The organism is Pseudoalteromonas sp. SS15 (genome assembly GCF_049257195.1).
Classification (GTDB): Bacteria; Pseudomonadota; Gammaproteobacteria; order Enterobacterales; family Alteromonadaceae; genus Pseudoalteromonas.
Map to the genome: position 1 here is coordinate 777,580 of NZ_JBMMUD010000001.1, position 19,821 is coordinate 797,400.

The 19,821-nt window shown below is 42.6% G+C and carries 11 protein-coding genes; all 11 read right to left on the bottom strand.

Going from position 1 to position 19,821, the window contains the following annotated elements:
- The 11 genes from AAEU28_RS03440 to rlmD all read right to left on the bottom strand — a co-directional run bounded on the left by AAEU28_RS03440 (position 1) and on the right by rlmD (position 19,761).
- A complete protein-coding gene (locus AAEU28_RS03440) occupies positions 1–2,547 on the bottom strand; it encodes a glycoside hydrolase family 3 protein (RefSeq protein ID WP_421962947.1) in 2,547 nt (848 codons plus the stop codon).
- A 4-nt stretch (positions 2,548–2,551) separates the two neighbouring features.
- Positions 2,552–3,799, bottom strand: a complete 1,248-nt coding sequence (locus tag AAEU28_RS03445; protein WP_421962948.1) for a sugar MFS transporter — start codon at positions 3,797–3,799, stop codon at positions 2,552–2,554.
- A gap of 123 nt (positions 3,800–3,922) precedes the next feature.
- The gene (locus tag AAEU28_RS03450; RefSeq protein ID WP_421962949.1) at positions 3,923–6,880 is read right to left on the bottom strand and encodes a TonB-dependent receptor; all 2,958 of its coding nucleotides are present in this window, start codon (positions 6,878–6,880) and stop codon (positions 3,923–3,925) included.
- A gap of 67 nt (positions 6,881–6,947) precedes the next feature.
- On the bottom strand, positions 6,948–9,608 hold the full coding sequence (locus AAEU28_RS03455) for a family 16 glycosylhydrolase (RefSeq protein WP_421962950.1): 2,661 nt from the start codon (positions 9,606–9,608) through the stop codon (positions 6,948–6,950).
- A gap of 393 nt (positions 9,609–10,001) precedes the next feature.
- Complete coding sequence (locus AAEU28_RS03460) at positions 10,002–10,835, bottom strand: LytR/AlgR family response regulator transcription factor (protein ID WP_421962951.1); 834 nt, start codon at positions 10,833–10,835, stop codon at positions 10,002–10,004.
- The gene (locus AAEU28_RS03465) at positions 10,828–11,958 is read right to left on the bottom strand and encodes a sensor histidine kinase (RefSeq protein ID WP_421962952.1); all 1,131 of its coding nucleotides are present in this window, start codon (positions 11,956–11,958) and stop codon (positions 10,828–10,830) included. The genes AAEU28_RS03460 and AAEU28_RS03465 overlap by 8 nt, the downstream gene beginning before the upstream one ends.
- A 134-nt stretch (positions 11,959–12,092) precedes the next feature.
- Positions 12,093–13,385 (bottom strand): phosphopyruvate hydratase, encoded by a 1,293-nt coding sequence (gene eno / locus AAEU28_RS03470; protein ID WP_421962953.1) that lies wholly within the window; start codon positions 13,383–13,385, stop codon positions 12,093–12,095.
- Between the two features lie 228 nt (positions 13,386–13,613).
- On the bottom strand, positions 13,614–15,248 hold the full coding sequence (locus AAEU28_RS03475) for a CTP synthase (protein WP_421962954.1): 1,635 nt from the start codon (positions 15,246–15,248) through the stop codon (positions 13,614–13,616).
- Between the two features lie 165 nt (positions 15,249–15,413).
- Entirely contained in the window at positions 15,414–16,214 is an 801-nt protein-coding gene (gene mazG, locus AAEU28_RS03480) for a nucleoside triphosphate pyrophosphohydrolase (RefSeq protein WP_421962955.1), read from the bottom strand.
- 71 nt (positions 16,215–16,285) lie between these two features.
- Positions 16,286–18,442, bottom strand: coding sequence for a GTP diphosphokinase (relA, locus tag AAEU28_RS03485; RefSeq protein ID WP_421962956.1), 2,157 nt, complete (start codon positions 18,440–18,442; stop codon positions 16,286–16,288).
- A 5-nt stretch (positions 18,443–18,447) separates the two neighbouring features.
- A complete protein-coding gene (gene rlmD / locus AAEU28_RS03490; protein WP_421962957.1) occupies positions 18,448–19,761 on the bottom strand; it encodes a 23S rRNA (uracil(1939)-C(5))-methyltransferase RlmD in 1,314 nt (437 codons plus the stop codon).
- Between the last annotated feature and the right edge of the window lie 60 nt (positions 19,762–19,821).

A 19,821-nucleotide genomic window follows, 5' to 3' on the forward strand; every position in this document is an offset into this window, starting at 1 on the left:
TCACTCACACTGAATGCTTGCGGACTTACCTTGCTCAGGCGCAAAGTGAATATCACTGATAGATAGATTTGCCTTACCGCTTGTAGAAATTGCAAATGGCATGATCACTTGGCTATATTTCAAACCTTGTTTAGCAAAGCAATTTAAGTCAATTGATAAATTCTGCCATTGCGTGTCTGGTAGCCTATTTAACTGCTCAGTGATGTCTATATGTGCTCTACAGCTACCCGGCTTATCGCCTTCACTTTCACAATGACTCGAAATAATCACTGGCTGTTCTGCAAGGCCATCACGCATAAGCTCAATCACTACCGCGGCGTTGCTAGCTTGCATCATAGATAAGTCTTCTCTAAACCAGCTTTTGCTGACAAACTCCATCCCCGCACTTTCAAGGCCTGTCCAAACCAGTTTGAATGCGTCTTCTTGGATATGTTTATCGATAGTGCGGTACTCAAGGCCTTTTAGAGCGATGCTGCTCGACATCACTGCCTGATTGTTTGCCCCTGAGAACAAGCGCATTTGCCAAGGCGCGAAAGTCTTCCCTTTGAATACATAGCTGTTTGCATCTGCACCATTATCAAGCTCAACTGATTCACTCAAGCTATTTGATAACACAGACTTATCACCGTACTGCAAGCCAAAGCCATAAGGCAGCAATGGCGCATAATCGGCGTCAAAACGATTTACCGGCTTACTTGGGTGACTAGGCCAAGAGAATGACAATTTACCTTTAAAGTCATTTTGTACCATACCCGCTTTATCTGTCAGTAGCACATCTGCAACCGCATCGCCTTCAGAACCCGGTAGCCAAGCAGCGACAAAAGCATCACTGGCATTTAGCTCTGGATTGACCCAAAGTGGACGTCCACTGATAAACACCGAGATCACCGGAATACCTTGCGCTTTTAGCTTTTGCAGTAAAGCTAAATCACGTTTATCACCTTGTTGATATACGAGATTTTCTTTATCACCATGGCCTTCCGCGTATGGTTCTTCACCAAATACCACAATGGCAACATCAGGCTTGTTTTCAAAGCTACCATCTTCGCTAAGTGTAACCTTGCCACCAGCCGCTTTAATTTGTTCGGCCAGACCGTCGTAGATTGAAGAGCCACCAGGAAAATCAGTATTTTCATTGTTGGTGCCCTGCCAAGTAATTGTCCAACCACCCGATTGCTTGCCAATATTGTTCGCCGCATCGCCAGCAATTAAAATATTCTGCTTAGGAGAAAGTGGCAGCAAGTTATCGTTATTTTTCAGTAATACTAAAGATTCACGCACCGCTTGCTTTGCAACTTCACGGTGCTCAGCATGACCGATCAACTCAGTTTTATTGGCATATGGACGATTTGCAGGGCTTGCTTTATCGAATAAGCCTGCACGGAATTTCACACGTAAAATACGCGTTACCGCATCGTCAATACGTGACATTGGAATAACCCCAGCACGCACTTGCTTAATGGTGTTTTCCATCAAGGGTTTCCATGCATCCGTTGGCACCATGTAAACATCAAGACCTGCATTCACCGCTTGTGGACAGTCGTGGTTGCTACACCCTTTGATCTGACCATGGCCGTTCCAGTCACCTACCACGAAGCCATCAAAGCCCATTTTGTCTTTTAAAACATCGGTAAGTAGGTATTTATTGCCGTGAATTTTTTCACCATTCCAACTATTGAAAGACGCCATCACAGACTGTGCACCCGCTGTTAAACCGCCCACATAACCTTGCGAATGAATGTTGAATAAGTCTAACTCTGAGTCAATGTTATTACCTTGGTCGTCGCCTTTTACCGTGCCGCCGTCGCCCACAAAGTGCTTAACCGTACTGATGACTCTATCATCACCTAAGAAGTTATCGCCTTGCGTACCCTGTAAGCCATGAACAATTGCAGCAGCATATTCTTTCACTATTTCTGGATCTTCAGAATAACCTTCGTAAGTTCGACCCCATCTATCATCGCGAACCGTGGCAACAGTTGGCGCGAACACCCAATCGATACCAGTTGCCATCACTTCTTTTGCGGTCACTTCGGCAATTTTTACAATCAAGTCTGGATTATTTGCCGCACCTAAACCTATGTTGTGCGGGAACAGCGTCGCACCAATCACATTGTTGTGGCCGTGCACTGCATCTGTACCCCACATGGTTGGAATCTTGATGCCATCTAGTGAATCATCAACTGACGCTTGATACATCGCCTCTGCTAAATCAACCCAATCTTTCACACTTGAATGTTTATTATTATTTGGAAATGCACCACCGCCATTGAGGTATGAGCCAAAGCCGTAGCGACGCATATCCTCAACTGTAATATCGCGGATCTCAGGTTGGATCATTTGCGCAATTTTTTGCTCTAGCGTCATTTTTGCCAACAATTCAGCGACTTTACGCTCAATCTCAGGGTCTTTTTTAACTTCAGAGTTAATCGTCGGCCAAATATCTAAGCCTGATTTTTCTACTTCAACAGTGTCGTTTTGTTTTGCACATGATGCCAACAAACCTGTGACCATCACTGCAACTAATGATTTCTTTAAACGCTTCATTTTATTACCTCTCAGAAGAGCTATTTACAGGTTTATGGCCTTTTAAGCCAAAGTAGCCAATGAACACATAACACAGTGCTGGCAATAAGAAAGACAGTTGCACGCCGACCACATCGGCAAGCATGCCTTGGAATAATGGCACGATTGCACCGCCAACAATGGCAAGACAAAGTAAACCTGCGCCATGACTCGCTGCATCGCCTAATTTATTAATTGCTAAACTGAAGATGGTTGGGAACATGATTGAATTGAATAAGCCAACAGCCAAAATTGACCACTTAGCCACAGCGCCCTCTGACATCACTGCAACCACAAGCAAAACAATGGCCATCACCGCATTGAATGCCAACACTGTACCCGCTTCGATTTTTTGCATCACAACTGCACCGATAAAGCGGCCGATCATGGCACCGCCCCAATAATATGCGATTAACTTAGCGGCTTGTGCTTCATTCAAACCTGCAATATTTGGATCGTGTAAGAAGTTCACTAAAAAACTACCGATGGCGACTTCAGCACCTACATATAAAAAGATGCCAATCGCACCGAGTTTAAGGTGAGTGTATTTCAGTGCGGTTTTAATTGACGGGGTTGATTGTTCACTTTTCCCCAGCTCTGGCAGCTTAATAAAGGCGAATACTACAGCTAAAGCCAATAGCGTCAGCGCTAAAAATAAATAAGGCACTTGTACTGCCGTTGCATCAGTTTGTGCAGCTGAATTTGTCTCTGAGAAAATCAGCCAAGCACCAAAAAATGGCGCGACTGTTGTGCCTAACGAGTTGAACGCTTGCGTCATAGTCAAACGCGAAGAAGCGGTTTTTGCAGGACCAAGTGCGCTAACAAATGGGTTCGCTGACACTTGCAAGACCGTGATACCTGCAGCCAGTACAAATAGCGCCCCTAAAAATAAGGCGTACACACCAAAAGCCGCTGCAGGATAGAATAAAAAGCACCCAAGACTTGCTATTGCAAGGCCCGTAATTATGCCCTTTTTGAAACCAATCTTACTTACTAAAGTGCCTGCAGGGATCGACACAATAAAATAAGCGCCAAAGAAGCAAAATTGCACTAGCATGGCTTGGGTGTAAGTGAGGGAGAAAGCGTTTTTTAAATAAGGAATTAGAATGTCATTTAGACAGGTAATAAACCCCCACATAAAAAACAAAGTGGTTAAGGTGATCAGCGCAAAAGTATTATTCTGCGGTTGTTCAACCTGATTGTTTGTATCAAAAGTACCTATAGAGCTTGCCATAGTCATATTCCAGCATGCCAAACCCAGAGCGCTCGCTTATAGAGGTTGCTAGCACCTGAGTTTTAATTAATCTTGAATGGCTTACCTCAAAAAAGAGGTAAGCACTTGTTATGAGATATTGAATTAATTGAACGAGTAACGAACGCCCACCGCATAACGAGGGCCATATTCTCTTGCAAATAAGAACTGACGCTCGTAACGGCCGTAGCCTTGCTCTGTTTCGTTATTCAAGTTGATGCCTTCAAAGAACACGGTCACTTGGTCGTTCAGGTCATAGTTCACACTCATATCCCACTGGCCAAATGCCTTAGCAAATTGAGGTGGGTTATCTGAAGAGCCTTGACTTTGACCTACACCAATCAAGTACTCATCACGCCATGCGTAAGTTAACTTGATAGATAGCCCGTCTTTTTCATAGAAAGCTTGGAAGTTTGCTGAATCACTCAAACCCGTTAATGGAGTTTGCTGATCAAGACTATTTACATCGAATTCAACATCACCGTTTACGAAAGTTGCATTCACACCTACGCCAAAGCCTGTTTCACCAATAAGGTGCTGAACAGCAACTTCAATACCATCTACTGACTTAGTATCTGGCGCATTAAATGGACGAGTGATGTCCCATACCATCAAAGGATCATCTGCGTTTGGCGTGATATAACCTTGCTCGTTTAATGTTGAACCATTCGCTTGCATTTGAGCAAAAATAGCATCATTGGTAGCTTGCTCTCCTCGACCTTCAATATCAGCAACTGCTTGGTTCCAACGAGGGCCTTTGTAAATGTCATTAAAGCCTTCAATCGTAGTAGACACAATTTGGCTACCAATGAAGTTTTTAACCGATTTATCAAAATAACCAATCGCCGCGTAGCTGCCTTCTGCGTAATAGTACTCTAAGCTTAAGTCAAAATTTGTAGACTCAAATGGTAACAAGTTAGTGTTACCTTCACTCGCATTGCGCGAGCCAATTTTTGGACTACCTGATAGGCTACGACCGCCTGCTAAATCGCCTAAAGGCGCACGCGAAATGGTTTTACCCCAAGAAACTCGTGACACTAAGTCGTCGGTTAACTCAACTTTAATATCAAGCATAGGTAAAAACACATCATGTTCACCAGTCAATGTTAACGTGTTGTTTTCACCAGGAAGATATTGGGTGTGCCATTCACTGCCACCTTTCCACCAAACGGCAGTTGGGACTGGTTGGAATACATTACTGGTTACATCAGTTTCTTCATAACGAACACCTGCATTTAGCTGCACAGGGAAGTCAGCAACTTCAAACTCCCAGAAACTTGATAAATAAACACTGGTGGTTTCTTCTGTTACCGAGCTCTTAGAGAAAGTACCCATATCGTGATAGGCCGTCGTGGCAAAGTAATCATCACCACCTAACAGCTCGTTGGTTAAAAACGCTTCTGAACGAGCAACGACTTCATCAAAATTAAACGTGTAATAATAGTGAGGATTTAAATCACTGCCACCACCTGCAAAGGCATCTAAAAAATCGCTAGTGTCATGTTTAGTAAACATGCCATCAGGGAACATTTCAGGCCAAGATGGATTAAATAAGAAACCACCAATTAGTCCACTCCAAGCATTAGAGCCACCCATCTCTTGTTCAGTACGCGCAGCACCAAACTTAATGTTTACCAGACCAATATCATCATAATAAACATCCCAGATACCATCTAATTGAATTTGATCAACGGTGGCTTTACCCGGAGAATGAATAAATTGACTAAAATGAGAGTCCATTTCACTTGCTAGCAATTCGTTTGTGCCATTTTTCCAAAGGATATTCGCATGAGGTACTTCGCCGGTACGGTAGTCGTACATTTTAGTAATCAGTTGGTCTGATCCTAAAACCAGTGAACCATGGCTACCTAATCCTTCATCTGCCCCATTATCTGTCTCACTTTGAGAGTCATGGTAGTCTAAAACTAGTTTTAAAGAATCCGTAACTTGCCAATCGAAGTTAAAGCCTAAAGAGCGCTCTTCTACTTCTGTCGTTGCACGAGATGCCGTAAACGAGCCATCATTACCACTGATATCAGCGTAAACAACCGTGCCATTTTCATCTAGCTCATACGCATTGATATTGCCACCATAGTCGTTCCACATACCCCAACCGATTGAGTTCATACCTGTCACGGCTTTGGTACCCACATAGTCTAATGTGAACACCATATTATCGACTGGCGCATATTGGAAAACCACATGGCCGTTGGTTCTTTCACGCTGGTAATCGCTGATACCGTAGTTCATATCTCGCGGGAAGAAGTGATTACCAACACGGTTGCCATCAGCGTCTAGTGGACGAGGGTCGACCACTTTATCTTCATCTAAATTACCAGGTAAATCGACATTCGCTTGCCAACCTTGAATATTGGCCCCTTGCTGTTGAAAATCACGACGATGATGGTTAAAAGAAATAGCAAAGCCCACGGTATCGTCTAAATAAGCGTTTGAATATAGGGCTGAGAACTCAGGCGTGACATCTTCGCCCGCTTCATTTGATGAATCATGTATCGCTTTAGCCGACACAGAAAACTTCTCTGTGGCGCTGCTAAGTGGTTTTGCAGTGACAATGTTGACCGTTGCACCCAAACCACCTGTTGGGTTGTCAGCTCGCGCTGTTTTATAGACTTCTAATGCAGACACACCGCTTGAAGATAAATTTTCAAAGCTGTAAGAACGGGTATTACCCGTACCTGGCATTTGACGACCATTTAAAGTCACCAGGTTAAAGTCAGGACCGAAACCACGCACTGTGATTTGGCTACCTTCACCATTACTTCGGCTAACTGCAACACCCGTAATACGTTGTAGTGACTCAGCCAAGTTAGTATCTGGAAACTTACCCATTTCTTCAGCTGAAATAGCATCAACAACACCCGACATATCACGCTTTACATTCATCGAACGGATCAAACTGCCTTTGATGCCTCGTACTTCAATGACTTCTACGTCTTTTTCTTTATCTGTTTCGTTCGCAAACACATTGGCTGTAAAGCCTGTGCTTAATGCCGCACACACATAAAGTGCGATTTTTGATTGTTGGAATTTGAATGTGTTCATAATTACCCTACTAAAATCTTGCTCAGTGAGGAGCGTGAACAAGCACGCTCGACCTTATCGGTTAGTGTTAAAGTGCTTTGATCATCACGTTATCTACGCGATAAACCGCACCCTCTCCCGCTCCCCAAGCAGGGAAGAACATTAAGACATCAATTGCACTGATATCTAAACCAGCGTCAGTTAAGTCTTTTAAAGAATAAGTGTAAGTTTGCCATTCACCGACCACAGGTGCTTTGCCTTCTTGGCTGCTGCTTAAAGGTAATTCAGCAAAGCTGCTCGCACCGAGTGATTCAATTTTAAATAGCCAAGCTGCGTCAGCATTATTTGGTGCTGTTACTACTTTTAGCTCAAATTGCACAACGCCCGTTTCAAACAGTGCTGATGCATCAATAAAGTGTTCATCTTCAGCAAATAAGCCAAGAACGGTAGGCTCTGCACCCACTTTAAACTCAGCTGTCATACCATGTGCTGTATCGTCGTTTTCGATTGTTGGTGTTGAACCACCACAACAGTCCCATAACGACCATTTTTCTTTCACATCATCAGCAAATAGTACATGGCCCATGAATGCATCAGACGCATTTGGATCGTAGATTTTCACATTATCAACACGGTAAATAGCACCGGCACCTTGACCCCATGCAGGGAAAATCATTAACACGTCTATTGCGCTTACATCCAAACCCGCATTTGCTAAGTCAGATAGTTTGAATGTATACTTTTGCCACTCACCTGCAACAGGTGCGGCTTGCTCCACACTGGTTGATAAATCAACTTCGGCAAACGTCTCTGCGCCTACTGACTCAACTTTGAACATCCAAGGGGCTGCTGCGTTATCTGGTGCGTTGGTGATCTTCATCTCAAATTCAATCACACCATTTGACAGAATTGACGTTGCATCGAATGGGCTCACAGTACCGCCATCAAGCACATTGTCAGCGCGTGAAATAAAACCCATTACCGTTGGTGCATCACCAATTTTAAATTCAGCAACATTACCGTGGGCATCATCGTCTAGTTCCACCGTTGGTGTTGAACCACCACAACAATCCCATAGTGGCCAACTTGGATTTTGTTCATTTTCAAATACTGTTAATTTTGGAGATGCGGTATCAGCTGCAATCTTCATGTTCGCAACACGATATTGCGCCCCTTCACCAGTGCCCCATGCAGGGAAGATCATCACTACATCAATGGCACTTAGATCCAAACCAGCATCAGCTAAAGCTTGCAATGAGAATTCAAAAGTCTGCCATTGACCAACAACAGGTTCAGTGCCAGAGATATTAGATGATACTGGGATCTCAGCAAACGTTGTGCCCTCAGAACTCTCCACTTTTAGCATCCAAGTAGAATCTGCATTATTTGGTGCCGTGACGATTTTCATGTCAAAGCTAAGCTTGCCCGTTTCAATCATAGGCGAGGCATCAAATGGCGATGGTTTGCCAGCTTCATCTGTGATAAATGCTTCTCGAGTGATGAAGCCGTTCACTGTCGGCGCAGCACCCACTACAAACTCAACTACATTGCCTTTGGTTTCATCCGCAACAATTTGTGGTGTTGAACCGCCACAACAATCCCATGCAGGCCAATTAGGATTAAAAGCATCACCAAATATAGTTAGGTTTTGCGCAACACCTGAAGATGGCGGTGAAGGAATGGGTGCTTTACCCTCTACTAGGGCATCGTCCATTGAATCATAGCCTGCACGAACCGTTTCACAGCCTTTACCGGTATCAACGTTCTGCTGACATTGATAAACACGTACAAAGTCGATCTCGAATGTTTGACCATTCTCAAACGCGCTTGCGTCAACACCTGTTTCGTTGACGTTTTCAGGCCAATTTCCACCTACTGCAAAGTTCAGTAACATATGGAATTCTTGGTCGTACGGTGCATTACTGTAGTGAGTCGTTAGCTCTCCTGTTACCTGGTCAAAATATTCTGCAAACCAACCGCGATGTTTTAAACCAACCGTTTCGCCTTTTGAGTTAGTGCGAATTTCAGAGCGGCGCTGTGTTGCATATAGATAATCATCCACATACCAACGGATTTCACCTTCTTGCCACTCAATTGCATACGTATGGAAATCATCAGCTGGGTTTGCACCATCGGGTAATTTGTACGCTTTGCCAGAGTTCACATTATCAGGCCAATCTTTACCATAATGTAGCGTGCCATATACGTGGCTCTCAGGGTTACCATCAGCATCTTCGGCTTTTAAATTTACTGCTTCAACAATGTCGATTTCGCCAGATTTAGGCCAACCACCATACACTTCATCAGTAGGAAGTAACCAAAATGCTGGCCAACTGCCTTGACCACTTGGTAACTTTGCACGGATCTCAAAGCGGCCATATTTAAAATCAGCTTTATTCTTGGTAACCATTCTTGCTGAGGTATAAGGCTGTTGTGCACCTTCAGCGGCAGGTAACGCAACGATTTTCAGCGTACCGTCACTCACAAAAGAGTTTGCTTCATCTTCGGTGTAGCACTGTTTCTCTTCGTTACCACCGCCTAAACAATTAACCTCATGAGTCCATTTTTGACCATCGATTGATGTGCCATCAAACTCATCACTCCAAACCAACTTCCAATCACTCACTGGAGCTTGAGGATTGATTGGTGTTGGATCTGTTTTCGTCTCAGCACCACCGCCGCATCCCACTAAGGTAGATACTGCGATTAAGGCACCAACATGTGAAAAATGTTTTGCAACTTTTATCATAATGTGTGTTCCAAATATGCGACTTTGTTGTCATAACAATTTATGAGGTAAGTTTTAATATCTTATTATTGATGATTTCTCATAAATTGCGCATGGTGTGCAGTAAACAGACAAGCATGTAAACTGCGCCTGACTTTATCCTGTTCCATTAACCTCATTGTTACAATGCAGATTCGGTATCATGAAATAGAGCTGAGACGCCCGTGACATGCGTCAAAATAGTGCGCGACAAAACGAAACAAATTTACGACGAAATGTGTAAGCCTTTTGTTGCCTGGGTTAATGAGGTGTTTTTATATTGGGGTCGTGCGCCATATTGGCGCACTTATTTGATGAGTTGCTTTGAACTGATGCAGCTCAGGCATTGTATGTTAGGTGAGTGTTAAATCAGGCTTAGTTTATAACTGGCTTTTCCGCAATAAAATTTTGCAAAACTGGGCTGTAATTTCGACTGACTTTTAGCTCAATATCGTCATTCAAAGTGACTATGCTCTCGTTATTTCGAAGCGGCTTGATGCTTATAACGTGATTTAAATTAATTATGGTCGATTTATGAATTCGTGCGAACTGTTTTTCATCTAATAATGACTGTAATTTCTTCATTGTTATACGCAATACATGGGTGTCTTTTTCGGTGTGGACACACATATAATCACCTGCCGCATCTACCCATTTTATTTCTTTTACCGGGACGAGCACTTTTTCATTATCGCTGTTCTTTATTACTATTTCTTGATTGATAGAGGTAGGAAGGGGGTCATCAGATTCAAGCCACTCTTCTAATTCACTGACTTCGATGCCCGAGGTTTCTCCTAATGCATTAAGCAGTTTAAATTTTTCTTTTTCGGCTTGATGGGGGTTTTGTCGCTCAAGTATTCTAGATACGGTTTTTTGCAAACGACCTAAATTCGCCGGTTTAAGCACATAATCAATGGCATTAAGCTCAAATGCTTCAATGGCATACTCACTATAAGCACTGACAAAGACTATCATAGGTAAGGTGTCAGACTGCATTGCCTGAACAACTTCGATGCCATTCAACCCGGGCAGCTGTAAGTCTAGAAATAACACATCAGGCTCTAAAGTTTGACAAAGCTTGATGGCTTCATCGCCATTTTCAGCCTGACCAATTACTTTTATTTCAGGAATTTTCGCCAGACGTAGGCTCAGCCCCTCGAGGGCTAATGGTTCATCATCAACAATTACAGCTGTTAATTGTTTAGTCATTATTCACCTCATAAGGCATCGTCATGGTTACTGTACTTCCTCTTTTTTGATTAGGTGCCAAAGTCACCTCACACTCGCCATTAAACATCACATCTAATCTTGAGCGGGTATTTTGTAAACCAATACCAAAGCCTTTACTGTGTAATTCTTTTACAGCTTGGCCCGTATCCATTATTTTAATTACTAAACTTTCGTCGCTTTTATATGCCTTAAAAGTGATCTCAGCACCTTCTTTGCTTGGCTCTACCGCATACTTAACTGCGTTTTCGATAATGGGCTGACAAAGCATATTGGGTAATACACAGTGCATTACGTCTTTATCTACGTCAAAGTTTACTTTAAGGCGTTTACCAAAGCGGACCTTTTCAATCGACAAATAGAGTTTCAATAACTCCAATTCATCTTTCATCGTACTGTTACTTTGTTTTGTTGCTTCTAAAGAATGTCGGAAAAAGTCGCATAATTTGTCTAGCATCTCTGACGCGGTGTCGTTTTCTTCTTTTAAGATAAGTGTCGAAATCGCATTCATTGTGTTAAACATAAAATGCGGATTGAGCTGATAACGTAACATTTCGAGTTGCGCATCTTTAGCCAAAGTCTGCGCTCTTAATAATTGTTCATGCTCTCTTTGTAACTTGCTGTTATAAAGCATGATGAAGAAGATTGACGTCCACACAAACATGGTCGCTAAAGAGAATAGTAACCAACCACCGAATTCGAGCATATTCCATGCTTCATTCCACTGTTGGCTATGCACAATTACTTTATAACTACCTAGCTTAATAATGTTATACAGTAAACCCAGCACTGCAGCAGATGAAAAACTCATTATTAAAGTTTGCTTCAAAGTATTGTGAATAACTCTTTGAATAAACAACCACTGTAATAAAGAAAGGCAAAAGCCACTGAGTGTTTCGACAATGAGGTTAATTATCTGACCAACTAAATTAAAGTCAGGGGAATCAAATTGCGGGCGAATAATGGCAATAAACACCACAAACATGTAACCAAGCCAGCCACCTATCTGTAAGCTCCAAAATTGATTAGACAATCTTTTAAAAGCGGAAGATTCTAGTTCTAGCGGATTGCTGTCTGTAAGATGGGCTTTATTGAAAACGTTCAAAGCTTACTCTATTTGTCATGACTCTATAAATACTTTATTCAATAGAAATAAATAGGCAAGCAGAAAAGCGAAATGTATAAAACACAGGCACAAAAAAACCGCCTTTTTAGGCGGCTTTCAAAATCAGCTAAAAATTACTGACCTTTGATCTCGCTACGACCGTTGTAAACTGCTTTGTCACCTAGCGCTTCTTCAATACGAAGAAGTTGGTTGTACTTAGCTACACGGTCTGAACGACATAGTGAACCAGTCTTGATCTGACCTGCAGACGTTGCAACTGCTAAATCAGCGATAGTTGCATCTTCAGTTTCACCTGAACGGTGAGAGATAACTGCAGTGAAGCCAGCTTCATGTGCCATTGCAATTGCTTCAAGTGTTTCTGTAAGCGAACCAATTTGGTTAAACTTGATAAGAATTGAGTTACCGATGTTTTCATCGATACCACGCTTAAGGATCTTAGTGTTAGTAACGAATAAATCGTCACCCACTAACTGAACTTTGTCACCAATCTTGTCAGTTAATACTTTCCAACCAGCCCAGTCACTTTCGTCAAGACCGTCTTCGATTGAAACGATTGGGTAACGCGCAGCAAGATCTGCTAAGAAGTCTGCAAAACCTTCAGAATCGAATACTTTACCTTCGCCTTTCAGGTCGTATTTACCGTCAACATAGAACTCAGACGCCGCACAGTCTAGTGCTAATGTGATGTCTTTGTTTAACTCGTAACCTGCAGCAGCAACAGCTTCAGCGATTACTTCTAGTGCTTCTTCGTTTGATTTAAGGTCAGGTGCAAAACCACCTTCGTCACCTACTGCCGTGTTAAGACCACGTGCATTTAGTACTTTCTTAAGGCTGTGGAAGATTTCAGCACCCATACGTAGCGCTTCACGGAAGCTTGACGCGCCAACTGGTTGGATCATGAACTCTTGAATATCAACGTTGTTATCAGCGTGCTCACCACCGTTGATGATATTCATCATAGGTACTGGCATTGAGTACTTTCCAGAAGTACCGTTGATATCAGCGATGTGCTCGTATAAGGCAATACCTTTATCTTCTGCAGCTGCTTTAGCTACTGCTAGAGATACAGCTAGGATCGCGTTTGCACCTAATTTTTCTTTGTTTTCAGTGCCGTCTAAGTCGATCATGATTTGATCAATTACGCGCTGCTCTGTCGCGTCTTTACCAGCTAGTGCTGATGCGATGTCGTTATTGATGTAGTTAACAGCAGTAAGTACGCCTTTACCTAGGTAGCGTGACTTATCACCATCACGTAACTCAAGTGCTTCGCGAGTACCAGTAGACGCACCTGATGGTGCACACGCACGGCCCCAAGCGCCTGACTCTAAATGTACATCAGCTTCAACGGTTGGGTTACCGCGAGAGTCCATAACCTCACGACCAATCACTTTAACGATTTTTGACATCTTGATTCCTCTTATTCCCATAGTGGTGATAATGTTTTATTGATAGCTATTTTCCTGTATAGGATTAAATAACAGTTTTACTTAACCCCATAATAACCATTGGTCTGCATTGTTTAAATTGAATAAAAATAACGCTGCACAACAATGTTTATTACATACCAACCTTAACAAAATACATGTAGTCGGTTTAGAGACAAAAAAGCCGTGCAAACGCACGGCTTCTTCAGATTATTTTTCAGCTTTCTGGTGAGCAAATGCTGCACCCACAAAACCTTCAAATAACGGGTGACCATCACGAGGTGTCGATGTGAACTCAGGGTGGAACTGAGCAGCAATGAACCAAGGGTGATCTTTATTTTCGATGATTTCAACTAGCTTCTTATCTTCAGACAAGCCTGTGAAGTGTAGGCCCGCTTTTTCAAGACGCTCGATGTAATTGTTGTTCACTTCATAACGGTGACGGTGACGTTCAGTGATTTCAGCATTGCCATACACTTCACGTACTTTTGAACCTTCTTTTAAGTGACAAAGTTGCGCACCTAGACGCATTGTGCCACCTAAATCAGACGCTTCATCACGTACTTCTACGTTACCTTCTGAATCTAACCACTCTGTGATCAGACCAACAACTGGGTGCGCTGATTCTGCGTCGAACTCTGTTGAGTTTGCACCTTCAAGACCTGCAACGTTACGCGCATATTCGATTAGCGCAACCTGCATACCTAAACAGATACCAAGGTAAGGTACTTTGTTCTCACGTGCATACTTAGCCGCTAGGATTTTACCTTCAACACCACGGCCGCCGAAACCACCTGGTACTAAAATAGCGTCTAGGTCTTGTAATAACTCAACACCTTTGCTTTCGATATCTTGTGAATCAACGTATTGAATGTTTACTGTTACACGGTTTTTAAGACCCGCGTGCTTTAACGCTTCATTTACTGACTTGTATGCATCTGGTAGCTCAATGTACTTACCAACCATACCAATTGTCACTTCACCAGTTGGGTTAGACTCTTGATAAAGAACTTGTTCCCACTCTGCTAAATCAGCTTCTGGTGCTTCAATGTAGAAACGACGACACACTAAGTTATCAAGATCTTGCGACTTTAATAACGCTGGGATCTTATAAATGCTGTCTACGTCTTGAAGTGAAATAACCGCTTTTTCTTCTACGTTAGTGAAAAGTGCGATCTTTGCACGTTCGTTTGCAGGAAGTTTGCAAGATGAACGACATACTAGAATATCTGGTTGAATACCAATTGAGCGTAGCTCTTTTACAGAGTGCTGAGTTGGCTTAGTTTTAACTTCACCAGCAGCCCCAAGGAACGGTACTAACGTTAAGTGCATGAATAATGCATTTTCACGACCAAGTTCTGTACCAAGCTGACGAATAGCTTCTAAGAACGGTTGTGACTCGATATCACCTACAGTACCGCCAATCTCAACGATCGCGATATCGTGACCTTCAGCACCTTCAATTACGCGGCGCTTGATGTCATTAGTGATATGTGGAATTACCTGAATTGTCGCGCCTAGGTATTCACCTTTACGCTCACGACGAAGCACGTCTTCAAAAACACGACCTTGCGTGAAGTTGTTGCGCTTTGTCATTTTGGTGCGAATGAAACGCTCGTAGTGACCTAAGTCTAGGTCAGTTTCAGCACCGTCTTCAGTTACATAAACTTCACCGTGCTGAATTGGGCTCATTGTACCCGGATCCACGTTGATATAAGGATCCAGCTTAAGAATAGTTACGTTTAAGCCACGGGCTTCTAATATTGCTGCCAACGATGCTGCGGCAATACCTTTACCCAAAGACGAAACAACCCCGCCCGTTACGAAGATAAATTTTGTACTCATGCGAACCCTAGAATATCAGGAAAATGGAATTTTAAATAAGAATCAAGACGGGGCGATAGTATAGCAAAGCACTTAACATCAATCCACAAAAATTTAGCGTAAGCGCTTTAAATAATGACAAGTAAGACCTCAAAAAATCGTCTTTATTGTTTGCCTGATACCGTCTTATTGTTTCGCTCTTTTCTTCACCAGCTCCCAAGCCTCATCCATTTCTTCTAGGCTTGACGACTCAAGCCTTTTCCCCTGCTGTTTAAGTAGGGCTTCAACTTGGGCAAATCTGCCAACAAATTTATCTGTCGCGTTTCTCAGTATTTGTTCGGGGTCGTGTTTGGCATGGCGAGCTACATTGACTGTCGCAAACAGTAAATCACCAATTTCTTCAGCCGAGTGTTCGGACTGAGGGTTTTCTGCAAGTGCTTCGCTCACTTCAGCGACTTCCTCAGATACTTTTTCAAGCGCTCCATGGTAATCTGGCCAATCAAAGCCGAGGTTTGCCGCGCGCTTTTGTACTTTTTTGGCACGCGTTAATGCAGGAAGTACTTTCGGAATATCATGCCATAGGGGTTGTTCAGATGAATTCGGCTTTGCGGCTTTTTCTCTATCTTTAATCGCCTGCCATTGTTGCTCGAGCTCTTCATCAGTTAATGTTTTTTGCTCTGAAAATACATGAGGGTGCCTGCGAACTAGCTTATTGTTTAAACCCTCAACCACCTCGTTGAAATCAAACAGGCCCTGCTCTTTGGCCATTTGCGCGTAAAAAATAACTTGGAACAATAAATCACCCAACTCATCTTTAAGGTCAACCATATTATCGCGCTCTATGGCATCAGCCACTTCATAGGCTTCTTCTAAGGTATGTGGCACGATGGTTTTGAATGTTTGGGCTTTATCCCAATCGCAGCCCTTTTCGGGATCACGAAGTGTTTGCATGATGTTGAGTAATTTATCGATTTCAGTTTGATTCATTTTTTAAACACTTATTTTTAAAACAATAAAGTCGGCAAATGCCGACTTTATTAAATTGATATTTTTAGCAATTAATGCTGTCGCTTTGCTTCAAATACGCCATCAATTTGAACCAACTTAGTGATCAAGCGGTTCATCGAAGACAGATTAGAAACTTCTATTTGCATTAAAAATACTGCGGTATTTTGCTCATAGTTAGTTTGCAAGTTCATATTTAAAACATTCACTTTTTCATTGGCCAACACTGAACTAATATCACGAATAAGGCCTTGTCTGTCCTGAGCTTCAATACGTAAATTCAGCGCATAAGAAGACTTTATATCATCAGACCAACTGACAGCAATTTCGCGCTCAGGATGTTGCTCACAAATGTGCGCAAACGACTCACAATCACTACGGTGCACAGCAATGCCACGACCTTGAGTGATATAACCAACAATTTCATCGCCCGGAACTGGCTGACAACATTTAGCTACATGGCTAAGTAAGCTACCCACACCATCGACCACAATGCCGTTTTTATCGCCTTTCACCTTTTTACGAGAAGTAATCTTAAGCGTATCTTCAGGCTCAGGTTTGGCTTGGATAAAGTTTAGGAATTGGTTAATGCGAACATCGCCCGCCCCCAATGCGACCATCAAGTCGTCAAGCTCTCTAAAGTTAAAACGCTCAACCGCAGGCTCTAAGTCTTTATAGGTTAGATCTAGTTTCGATAAATGCGAATCTAGCATCTCTTTACCCGCTTGTAGGTTTTTATCTCTGTCTTGTTGCTTAAACCAGTGATGGATTTTACTGCGAGCACGAGACGAGAAAATATAACCTAAGCTTGGGCTTAACCAGTCACGACTTGGCGCTGGATTTTTCTGGGTTAAGATCTCAACCTGATCGCCAGTTTTTAGCTTATAGGTAAACGGGACTATTTTGCCAAACACTTTAGCACCCACACAACGGTGGCCGACATTAGAGTGAATGTAATAAGCAAAGTCCAGTGGCGTCGCACCGAGTGGCAAGTCAAAAATATCGCCTTTAGGAGTGAACACGTAAACCCTGTCTTCAACCACTTGGTTTTTCAGTTCATCGGCTAAGTCACTGCCATCAACAACTTCTTCTTGCCATTGAAGTAGCTTGCGTAACCAGCTTATTTTTTGTTCATAACCTGAGCCTCGCCCAGGTAAAGCGCCTTCTTTATACATCCAGTGGGCCGCAACGCCAAGCTCAGCATCTTGGTGCATTTCTTCAGTACGAATTTGGATCTCGACTGTTTTACCTTCAGGACCAAACACCACGGTATGTATAGACTGGTAACCGTTTTGTTTTGGTGTGGCAACGTAGTCATCAAACTCTTTTGGAAGATGACGCCAACTAGTATGCACAATACCTAGCGCGGCATAACAGTCTTGAATTTCATCCACTACAATGCGCATAGCGCGAATATCGAAAAGCTGATCAAATTCATAGTTCTTTTGCGACATCTTTTTATAGATGCTGTAAATGTGCTTGGGACGCCCATAAACCTGCGCTTTTACGCCGGCTTCGGCAAGCTTACTAGATACTAGGTTCACCATGTTTTCCATATAGGATTCACGGTCTAAACGCTTATCAGACAACTGTTTTGCAATACGCTTGTAGGTATCTGGATGAAGATAGCGGAACGATAAGTCCTCAAGCTCCCACTTCAGCTGGCCTATACCTAAACGATTAGCCAATGGTGCGAAAATATTAGCGGTCGCTTTAGCAGTCACAACACGCTCTTCTTCATCGGCATTTTTTACTTCACGTAAATGACAAATTTGTTCGGCTAATTTAATAACAACTGCACGAACATCTTCAACCATGGCCAATAACATGCGACGGATGTTATCGATCTGTACATGACCTTTCCCCTGATGTGCCAAGGTGCTGATCGTCGCCATTTGCTCAACGCCCTGTAAAAGCAAAGCAACGTTGTCGCCGAGTTCTTCTTTTACATCATCAAAACTGATTAACCCTTCAAGAAAATAAGGCGTTAAATAAGCGGATGCCAAAGATTCAGGGTCAAAATTCAACTCAGCAAGGATTTCCACCATCTCAACGGCTTTATTCAAGGTCGTTGCATTCACATCAGAGGGACATAAAGCATGGGCTCGGTCTAAATATGAGAGTTTATCGTCTGACAGATTCAGAAGATCTAGCCGAGCCGAAAAATCGGCTGGTAAATGAGTTTGATGTGATTGGCGGGTTGCAACCATCTGCATTACCTCCTTTGGAACAACGCCATTGTCTCTATATGCCCCGTGTGAGGAAACATATTCATAAGTCCCACTTTACTGATTGTGAAGCCAGCTTCAAGTACTAAAGCACTATCTCTCGCTAAAGTCACCGGATCACACGATACATAGAGGATTTTTTCGAACTGCTTAAGTGGTAATTGCTTCAATACGTCATAAGCACCGGTCCGAGATGGGTCTAAAATCAATACATTGGCTTGTTTATTGAACCACTTAGCACTTGAGATATCATCAGTCAGGTCAAAACATTCAAAAGACACATTCTCAAGCTGATTTTGTGCTGCATTTGCTTTTGCTCTTTGTACTGAACTATCAACTCCTTCAACACCAACAACTTTTTTGGCATGTTTTGCTGCAAGCAATGAAAAGTTACCAATACCGCAAAACAAGTCTAATACGGTGTCTTGTTCGTTGAGCGCTAACCAATCTAGTGATTGCATCAGCATTTTCTCATTTACTTCGCCGTTAACTTGAATGAAGTTATTAAGTTGAAAAGTAAACTCAACACCATCAACTCGATAATTTGGAAGCTGTTCGTATGCCACAGGCGTTTTGCCATCATCCCACAGAACTTGCACACCTGAGTCGCTTAACGCTGTAGTGAATACCTGCTTCGTATTGTCATCAATGGCTTTGGTATGCCTGATTAGTACAAATACACCGTTATCCGCTTCACAAAGCTGCACATGACTAATTGAATGAAGCTTGGCATTATCTGTTATAACAAGTCTTAGTTGAGTGAATAGTTCTTTAAAAGCAACATTTAAAACTGGGCAACTTTCTACTTCTACTATTTGTTTACTTTTTTGCGCTCTAAAACCCAATTTGAATTGCTTGGTTTTTTTGTCTGCAATACAAGCAATACGGGCAGAGCGACGGTAATGATTATCATCACTGGTGATAGCTGGTTGCCATGATAAGTGGGTTTCTTTTGCAAACTTTTCAAATAGTTTACTGACGGCTTGCTGTTTATAAGTGATTTGACTGTCTACTTTTAAATGTTGTAACTGACACCCGCCGCATACGCCATAATGCTGACAAAAAGGTGCGACACGCTCTTCACTCGGTGTAAGTACTTTGACTTGCTTAGCCTCTATGAGCTTTGACTTCTCATCGAGAATTTGCGCTTTTACTTGTTCGTTTGGTAATGCACCGTCAATAAAACATACCTTACCATTGTGATTTGCAACACCTCGACCTTGATGATCAAGTGACTTTACATTCAAAGTCAGTACTTTGCCTTTATTTGACGTTTTTTTAGCACGAAATATCTGTGCCATACGAATGCCCCTTAATGTTTGCCAACCCGTGTCTAAGTCGATACTCTTAAAGCTAGAATA

Coding starts and splice junctions, on each gene's coding strand:
- AAEU28_RS03445 (WP_421962948.1), bottom strand. CDS start 3,799: ATGGCAAGCTCTATAGGTACTTTTGATACAAACAATCAGGTTGAACAA.
- rlmD (WP_421962957.1), bottom strand. CDS start 19,761: ATGGCACAGATATTTCGTGCTAAAAAAACGTCAAATAAAGGCAAAGTA.
- AAEU28_RS03455 (WP_421962950.1), bottom strand. CDS start 9,608: ATGATAAAAGTTGCAAAACATTTTTCACATGTTGGTGCCTTAATCGCA.
- AAEU28_RS03460 (WP_421962951.1), bottom strand. CDS start 10,835: ATGACTAAACAATTAACAGCTGTAATTGTTGATGATGAACCATTAGCC.
- relA (WP_421962956.1), bottom strand. CDS start 18,442: ATGGTTGCAACCCGCCAATCACATCAAACTCATTTACCAGCCGATTTT.
- eno (WP_421962953.1), bottom strand. CDS start 13,385: ATGTCAAAAATCGTTAAAGTGATTGGTCGTGAGGTTATGGACTCTCGC.
- AAEU28_RS03450 (WP_421962949.1), bottom strand. CDS start 6,880: ATGAACACATTCAAATTCCAACAATCAAAAATCGCACTTTATGTGTGT.
- AAEU28_RS03475 (WP_421962954.1), bottom strand. CDS start 15,248: ATGAGTACAAAATTTATCTTCGTAACGGGCGGGGTTGTTTCGTCTTTG.
- AAEU28_RS03440 (WP_421962947.1), bottom strand. CDS start 2,547: ATGAAGCGTTTAAAGAAATCATTAGTTGCAGTGATGGTCACAGGTTTG.
- mazG (WP_421962955.1), bottom strand. CDS start 16,214: ATGAATCAAACTGAAATCGATAAATTACTCAACATCATGCAAACACTT.